Here is a 6,948-nt window from a genome sequence, read left to right as displayed (position 1 = left end):
CCCGCGCGGCGCGTCCGTTCAATCGGGTGCATCGACGGTCAGGTCAAAGGAAAGAAAGGCGCGCCCCACCAGCAGCGTGAACCCCGCGCATCCCGCAATCACCACCAGCGCGGCCGCGGCGGCCCCGGCAATGCGCCCCGCGGCCAGCGCCGTCACCCACGCCGCCCCGCCCGCCGCGCCGCCCAGCAGCGCCAGAACGAACAGCTTGAGCAGCATCTTGAGGATCTGCTTGGCCGCAAAGCCGGACTGCACGGTCCCGTCGCCGGAGACGCGGACGGGAAAGAGGAGAAAGAGCCAGTTTTCCATCGCCACCGCAAGCCAGGCCACGGGAAGCGCGATGACGGCGGCAACGGTGACGAGGAGCGAGTCCACGTCCCCGCCGGCCCAGGCCACCGCCGTACCCAGCAGCAGCAGGTTGGCGATGCCGATCACCAGCGCGGCCGTAAAGATCTCCCCCAGCGCCACGGCGGAGGGGGCCAGCGGAAGCGAGCGCAGGTACGCCATGCGGTCGCCCTCGCGCCGGAAGTCGAGGGTGAAGTTGTTGCTGGCCAGCAGGGGGTACACCACCACGAGCGCCATCAGCGACGCGGCCAGCGGCCCGTCATCCCCCGAATCCCGCCCCAGCCCGGGGAGGATCACGGCGTAGAAGAAGGTGAGCGCGCCGAACACGGCCAGGCCGAACAGCGCGTTCAGCCCCCGCCCCAGCTCGTACAGGTGGCGGCGGGCCAGGGGGGCGGCCCGGCCCAGAAAGGCCAGCGGCGGCACGGGAAGCCGCCGGTTGCGCGGCGGCCCGGCGGCCACCGCGCCCCCCCGCCGCGCCCGCATGCGCCGCAGCCGCGCGTACCGCCGTTCGCTGCTCACCAGCGACCGCTCCCGGTAGTCCACCGGCACCTGCAGCGCCGCCGCCACGGTGACCGCCACCGTCAGCGCCGCGGCGGCGCCCCACCCCAGCACGGCGAGCGCGCTCGTGGCGGAAAAGGTCTCCGCGAAGGGCCGCAGCGGAAGGGGGGCGGCCTTGAGCCCCGGCGAGGCCAGGAACTCCGCCGCCGCGTTCCCCCCGCCCACCACCTGCGCGCGGCGGTAGAGGGAAACCAGGAGCAGCACGGCGCCCGCGCCCAGCACGGGCTTGATGCCGCGCCGGATCCACAGCGGCGTGCGGTCGCCCACGGCGATGCGCAGCTGCGCCGTGAGCATGGCCGCCGCGTTGATGAACAGCATCCCGAGCGGCACCGCGACGAAGGGCGCGTACTTGAGCGGCGCCAGCCGGATGCTCAGCAGGGCGAAGTACACGCCGGACAGGGCCTGCACCCAGCCCCGGCTCACGAACAGGTAGGCCATCGTTTCCCGCCGGCCAAGCGGCGCGGGGAACAGAAAGGTGACCTCCGGCGGCCAGAAGAACGGGGCCTCCGCCATCAGCACGGCGCTGAGCGTAAAGACGAAGAGGATGAGGCCGTAGCTCTGCACCGCGGCCGCGTGCGACGGGGGCGGGCCGTCCGCCGCCGTGAGCAGCGTCACCACCTGCCCGCCCACGATCAGCAGCGCGAACAGGGTGCCGAGCACGGTGGTGATCACGCCGCGCCACGTCTGCATGCGGCGGGCGCTGCGCCGCCACACCCCGCGGACCCCCGCCCACACCAGGTACCACAGCCCGGGGTTCACGCCGGGGCTCCGTGGGGCGCGTCTTCCGTGAGGTGAAAGAAGATGTCTTCCAGCGACGCGTCCGCCCCCAGCACGCCGGCGTACCGCGCGCGCAGCTCGTCGCGCGAGCCGTGAAACAGCAGCCGCCCCTGCCGCACCACCAGAAACGAGGTGCACAGCCCCTCGATCTGCCCCAGCAGGTGCGAGGAAAGCATGACAGCGCACCCCGCCGCGGCGCGGCGCCGGATGGTGTCGTACAGGGTGCGGATGCCGCGGGGGTCCAGCCCGGTGAGCGGCTCGTCCAGCAGCAGCACGGCGGGGTCGTGCAGCAGCGCGCTGGCCACAGCCACCTTCTGCCGCATCCCGCGCGACAGTTCGTCGGCCATGCTGTCGCGCCGGTCGATCAGTTCCAGTTCCGTCAGCAGCCGCTCGCCGGCCGCGCGCCAGTCGCGGACGCCGTACACGCGGGCCGTGAAGTCCAGGTGCTCCCACACCGTCAGGCTGGCGAACAGCTGCGGCTCGTCGGGGATCAGGGCCAGGCGGCGCTTGGCCTCAATGGGCTCGCGCGCCAGGTCGTGCCCGCCGATCAGGATGCGCCCGTGCGTGGCCGGATGGATCCCCGCCAGGGCGCGCAGCGTGGTGGTCTTGCCCGCGCCGTTGGGACCCACGAGGCCCACGATTTCGCCACCTTGGACGGAAAAGGTGAGGTTGTCGACGGCGACGCGCCCTTCGTAGTGCTTGGTGAAGCCTTGGACGTCGATCATTCGCTCTGCCTTCAGCGCGGGGCCGCGGGGCGCCCGCCGGGGTTCCACTGCGGGCGCGGACCGTCCGCCAGCGTGCGCACGGCGGTGATGGCCGCCTGCGTGAGCGCCGCGACGTGGGGGTAGTCGATGCGCTCCGCCTCGTCCCCCGCGTGGTGGTAGTCGCCGTGCAGGTTGAAGGAGGAGATGACGTGCGCCGGAACGCCCATTCGCGCGAACGGCGTGTTGTCGCTGCGCTCAAAGAAGTTCTGCGCGGGGCGCGGGTCGGGGACCAGCGGAACGCCCGCGGCGGCCAGCGACGCGCCCACCGTGCTGCGGTCGTACCCGGTCAGCCAGCCGCGCCCGGGGCCGCCCGCCAGCGAGTCCGGCCGCCCGATCATCTCCACGAACAACCCGGCCACCGTCTGGTCGATGGGGACCACCGGGTGCTGCAGGTACCAGCGCGTCCCCAGCATTCCCACTTCTTCCCCCGTGGCGAAGAAGAGGATGACGGTGCGCCGCGCCGGCCGGGCCCGCAGCGCGCGGGCAACCTCCAGCACGGCCACGGTGCCGCTGGCGTCGTCGTCGGCGCCGTTGTAGATGCTGTCTCCGTTCTCCGCGCGCCCGATGCCCAGGTGGTCGTAGTGCGCGCCCACGATGACGGCTTCGTTCGCCAGCGCGGGATCGGTTCCGGGAATGCGCGCGACCACGTTGTACGCCTGCCGCGCGCGCCCGGCGGGGAGCCGCGCGAGGGCGTCCGCGGTGGTCAGGCGCAGGCGGCCCGTGGCGCTGTCGGCCTCGATGGGCACCACCTGGTAGTAGCCCATGTCGCCCGCCGCCTCGACACCCAGTGCGCGGAGGCGTCCGGAAAGGTATACCGCGGCGCGCATTCCACCCTCCGTGCCCGTGCGCCGGCCCTGCATGCTGTCGGCGGCCAGGTCGTAGAGCGCGCGCCGTACGTCGTCCACGCGCACGGCTCCGGGCGACGGGGCCGTGGTGGTGGCGGGCGCCGGAATGGTTGCGGGCGGGCGCGCGCAGGCGGCCGCGGAGAGCGCGAGCGCGGCGAGAGCGGTCCTTCGGAACGGAAGGCGGCGCATGAAGGGCACGGGGTCGCGCGTGAGAATGATGTCGCTGCGGGGCGCTGTGCAATATGCCCGGCATCGCTGTGAGCGGCAACGTGCCTCGCGTTCTGCCGCTCCGCTGATCTGCGTCTCACGCGGAGGACGCGGGGGAGGAACGGAACGGCAGCACGCAGGGGTCCAGAGCCGCAGAGAGAACAGCAGAAGGGGAACCGGGCGGGGCCAGGTGGATGCCGCCGGTGCTTCGTCTGTTTCTCCGTGCCTCTGTGTGAGATTGCGTTGCCGTTGAAACTCGCGGGCGGCGGCTCGCGTAGGGTGCTTTCGAGAGGTTGGGACACGACACACAGGACCGGAGATCAGCTCATGTTCGGTATGATTGGCGCAGTGCTCACGCTTACCGCGACCCTCGCCGTGACGGCGTTTGGATATCTGCAGTCCCGCAAGTTCGTTCGCGGCCGCCTGGCGTACGTGGACGCCGTGCAGCGCGGCTACGCGCCCTTTGTGGCCGCCGCGGGAGCGTTTGCGCTCGCGCTCCCGGTCGTGGGCATCCTGCCCTTCATTGGCGGTGGAACCGCGCTTCTGTTCGGGGCCGCCGTGGGCACCGGCGTGGCCGCGGGCGCCAAGGACACGCGCCTGCGCCGCCTGCGCGCCTGATCCACAGACGGACCGTACGTCCCAACCCGCGGTGGCGCCTCCTTTCCGGGGCGCCACCGCCTTTTACGCCATCGACCATCATGATGACGCCGATCCTGCGGACCGCGCTGCTCGCCGCAGCACTCGCCTGCCCGTCGCTCCTGCGCGCCCAATCGTGCACGCTCGCGCCCGCGGACCGCGCGTGGATCCAGTCCGCGCTGGACGGATGGCAGCATGCCAGCGGCGAGTCCCTGCGGCAGGGCGCCCGGCCGCTTCCCTGGATCGTGCTCTTTGACACCGCCTGCGCCTGGCACCTGAACCCCGCCGCCGACGCCGGGCTGGCCGCGACCTCGGAGACGTTCCGCTTCGACGGAAACGACGTTCCAGTCCGCTCCCTGGTCCACCAGGGAAAGGTGTGGATTCCCAACGGAGACACCGTTCCGGCGCAGGGGCTGGCCTTTGCCGCGCCGCGCGGGGACAGGGGCGAAACGTTTTTCGTGATGGCGCTCGTGCCGGTCTGGAAACGTGATCCGCGCAACGCGTCGGACCCCGACCCGGAACAGCTCTTTCACGCCGTGTTCGTGCACGAGATGACGCATACGCTGCAGGTTGCGGCGGTGGGGCGCGTGCTGGACCGCCTTTCCGCGCGCGACACGCTCCCCGCGGACATGACGGACGACCTTATCCAGAACCGCTTTGGCGAGCGCGACGGGTTCCGCGCCGCGTACGAGGCGGAGCGAGACCTCCTGTTCGCCGCGGCGACCGCAACGGACAACGCAACGGCGCGCACCTTGGCCCGGCGCGCGCTGGATGCCGCCCGCGCCCGCCGCGCCCGCTTCTTCACCGGCCCGGACTCGGTGTACGGCGCGGTGGAAGACATTTTTCTGGCCATGGAAGGCCCGGCGCAGTGGGCCGCGTACCGCGTCATGCAGCGCCGCGCGGACCTTTCCGTGGGCGACCAGGACGTGCTCGCCCGCCTCCGGCGCGGCGGGCGCTGGTGGTCGCAGGACGAGGGGCTCGCGCTGTTTCTCGTCATCGACAAGCTGCTCCCCGGCTGGCAGTCGCGCGTGCTGTCCCGCGAGCCCGCCTCCGTCTGGGCGCTGCTGGACGAAGCCACGCGCTGATTCCATCCATCAAACGATCATCGAACGAGCGGCCCCGGACACCTCGTCCGGAGCCGCGTTCGGTTTCTGTCTCCATCATCATCCGACCCGCGGTATGCGGGCAGCCTCCGTGACCTCCGTGGATTCCGTGACCTCCGTGAGAGACGCGGTTGACGGACGCCGCCCCTCGCGGTGGACCTGAGACAAACGCGCGGACCACCTGTCGTACCCGCCGCCGCCGAACTAGCTTGCCGCCCTTTGGGACGGCTTTCCCTTCAACCGCGGTGGATGGGCGATGACGGATGGACGTGTTTCGACGATGGCCTCGGGGCTGGTGGGTTCCGAAATCCTGAAGATCGCGGCCGACATCCGCGCGCGGGTGGCCCAGGGCGAGCAGATCTGCAACCTGACCGTCGGCGACTTTTCCCCCGCGGAGTTCCGCATCCCCGCCTTTCTGGAGCGGGAGATCAACGCCGCCCTCGCCGCGGGCGAAACCAACTATCCGCCGTCGGACGGCGTGCTGCCGCTGCGCCAGGCCGTCGCCGCCTTTCTGAACCGCTGGCTGGGGCTGGAGTACCCGGTGGAGTCGGTGCTCATCACGGCCGGCTCGCGGCCCGGCATCTACTCCGTCTACACGGCCGTGGTGGATCCCGGCGACACCGTGGTCTACCCCGTTCCCTCGTGGAACAACAACCACTACGTGCACATGAGCGGCGCGCGCGGCGTTCCCGTGGTGTGCGACGTGGAGAACGCGTTCCTGCCCACGCGCGCGCTGCTGGAAGATGCGGTTCGCGGCGTGCGGCTGCTGGCGCTCAACTCGCCGCTGAACCCCTGCGGCACCGCGTTCACCGCCGAGGCGCTGGGCGAAATCTGCGACCTGGTGCTGGAAGAAAACGCCCGCCGCGGCCCGGACGAACGGCCGCTGTACGTGATGTACGACCAGGTGTACTGGATGCTCACCTTTGGCGACACGCAGCACGTCAACCCGGTCACGCTGCGCCCCGCCATGCGCGACTACACCATTTTTGTGGATGGAACCAGCAAGGCGTTCGCGGCCACGGGCGTGCGCGTGGGATGGACGGTGGGCCCGGCGGACGTGACGGCGCGGATGGCGAGCATTCTGGGGCACGTGGGCGCCTGGGCGCCGCGCGCGGAGCAGATCGCCACGGCGCGGCTGCTGGACGCCACGGACGAGATCAAGGCCTATCACAAGGAGATGCGCCGCGGGGTGGAGCAGCGGCTGGACGCGCTGTACGACGGCATCGAGGTGCTGCGCGGGCAGGGCTTTCCCGTGCACGCCATCACCCCGATGGGCGCCATTTACCTGAGCGCCCGGTTCGCGCTGCACGGGTGGCGCACGCCGGCGGGCGAGGTGCTGGGGAGCAACGAGGGGATCCGGCGGTTTCTGCTGGAGTCGGCCGGGCTGGCCGTGGTGCACTTTCAGGCGTTCGGGTTTCCGGAGGATGACGGATGGTTCCGCCTTTCCGTGGGCGCGACGTCCGTGGCGGAAATCGAGCCGATGTTCGCGCGCCTCACCGATGCTCTGCGCTCGCTGACGCCGGCGTAAGGGCGCGATCACCCGGATCGTGACGGATCGGCGGATCAGGGATGCGGGTGGAGGGCGGCGGTTGGCGCGGCCGCGGTTTGTGGCCCTCACCCGGCTCGCCCAAGCTCGCCACCCTCTCCCACGAACGGATGTGGGAGAGGGGGCACACGGCAACGACATTTCGGTGCGGTTCGGCCCGGTCGAGGCGC

General features: G+C 71.4%; 6 protein-coding genes. 3 read left to right on the top strand and 3 right to left on the bottom strand.

Going from position 1 to position 6,948, the window contains the following annotated elements; genetic code table 11:
* Nucleotides 1-18: 18 nt before the first annotated feature.
* From VF665_RS12145 to VF665_RS12135, 3 genes are read right to left on the bottom strand one after another with little or no spacing between them, the layout of a single operon-like run.
* Nucleotides 19-1,659, bottom strand: a complete 1,641-nt coding sequence (locus tag VF665_RS12145; RefSeq protein ID WP_331053687.1) for a putative ABC exporter domain-containing protein — start codon at nucleotides 1,657-1,659, stop codon at nucleotides 19-21.
* Nucleotides 1,656-2,402, bottom strand: a complete 747-nt coding sequence (locus VF665_RS12140) for an ABC transporter ATP-binding protein (RefSeq protein ID WP_331053686.1) — start codon at nucleotides 2,400-2,402, stop codon at nucleotides 1,656-1,658. Before VF665_RS12140 ends, VF665_RS12145 begins: the two co-directional genes overlap by 4 nt.
* Before the next feature lie 11 nt (nucleotides 2,403-2,413).
* Entirely contained in the window at nucleotides 2,414-3,346 is a 933-nt protein-coding gene (locus tag VF665_RS12135) for a M20/M25/M40 family metallo-hydrolase (protein ID WP_331053685.1), read from the bottom strand.
* A gap of 474 nt (nucleotides 3,347-3,820) precedes the next feature.
* Between VF665_RS12135 and VF665_RS12130 the strand changes: the two genes are divergently transcribed.
* The 3 genes from VF665_RS12130 to VF665_RS12120 all read left to right on the top strand — a co-directional run bounded on the left by VF665_RS12130 (nucleotide 3,821) and on the right by VF665_RS12120 (nucleotide 6,760).
* The gene (locus tag VF665_RS12130) at nucleotides 3,821-4,111 is read left to right on the top strand and encodes a hypothetical protein (protein WP_331053684.1); all 291 of its coding nucleotides are present in this window, start codon (nucleotides 3,821-3,823) and stop codon (nucleotides 4,109-4,111) included.
* A gap of 80 nt (nucleotides 4,112-4,191) precedes the next feature.
* A complete protein-coding gene (locus VF665_RS12125; protein ID WP_331053683.1) occupies nucleotides 4,192-5,214 on the top strand; it encodes a hypothetical protein in 1,023 nt (340 codons plus the stop codon).
* A 274-nt stretch (nucleotides 5,215-5,488) separates the two neighbouring features.
* The gene (locus VF665_RS12120) at nucleotides 5,489-6,760 is read left to right on the top strand and encodes a pyridoxal phosphate-dependent aminotransferase (RefSeq protein WP_331053682.1); all 1,272 of its coding nucleotides are present in this window, start codon (nucleotides 5,489-5,491) and stop codon (nucleotides 6,758-6,760) included.
* Nucleotides 6,761-6,948 lie beyond the last annotated feature (188 nt).

The sequence above is a fragment of the Longimicrobium sp. genome (assembly GCF_036387355.1).
Lineage (GTDB): Bacteria > Gemmatimonadota > Gemmatimonadetes > Longimicrobiales > Longimicrobiaceae > Longimicrobium.
The sequence above is the reverse complement of the archived record's forward strand: the minus strand, read 5'-3'. Positions and strand labels throughout refer to the sequence as shown.

Excerpts from the sequence above, each read along its gene's own strand:
- VF665_RS12125 (WP_331053683.1), top strand. The coding sequence starts at position 4,192 with ATGATGACGCCGATCCTGCGGACCGCGCTGCTCGCCGCAGCACTCGCC.
- VF665_RS12140 (WP_331053686.1), bottom strand. The coding sequence starts at position 2,402 with ATGATCGACGTCCAAGGCTTCACCAAGCACTACGAAGGGCGCGTCGCC.
- VF665_RS12120 (WP_331053682.1), top strand. The coding sequence starts at position 5,489 with ATGACGGATGGACGTGTTTCGACGATGGCCTCGGGGCTGGTGGGTTCC.
- VF665_RS12130 (WP_331053684.1), top strand. The coding sequence starts at position 3,821 with ATGTTCGGTATGATTGGCGCAGTGCTCACGCTTACCGCGACCCTCGCC.